This window comes from Sodalis-like endosymbiont of Proechinophthirus fluctus (assembly GCF_001602625.1).
Lineage (GTDB): Bacteria > Pseudomonadota > Gammaproteobacteria > Enterobacterales > Enterobacteriaceae.
The window spans coordinates 73305-73624 of sequence record NZ_LECR01000023.1 but is presented as its reverse complement, the minus strand read 5'-3'; the positions used below and the strand labels follow the sequence as shown (position 1 = coordinate 73624).

Genomic DNA, 320 nt, shown 5'->3' with positions numbered 1-320 from the left:
CCGCCCGCGTGCCGATCACCGCCAAAGTGGTCGCCGATTTTCTCTCAAGCGTCGGAGTTGACCGCGTGCTGACAGTTGATCTGCACGCAGAGCAGATTCAAGGCTTCTTCGACGTGCCGGTGGATAACGTATTCGGCAGCCCAATTCTACTGGAGGATATGCTGCAACAAGATTTAGAAAATCCGATCGTCGTTTCGCCTGATATAGGCGGTGTGGTGCGCGCACGCGCGATAGCTAAGCTGCTCAACGATACCGATATGGCGATTATCGATAAGCGCCGGCCGCGCGCCAATGTTTCGCAGGTCATGCATATCATCGGC

1 pseudogene is annotated in these 320 nt (G+C 55.6%); it reads left to right on the top strand.

Going from position 1 to position 320, the window contains the following annotated elements:
• Positions 1 to 320, top strand: a pseudogene (gene prs, locus BG74_RS16175) (ribose-phosphate diphosphokinase); the annotation flags it as partial.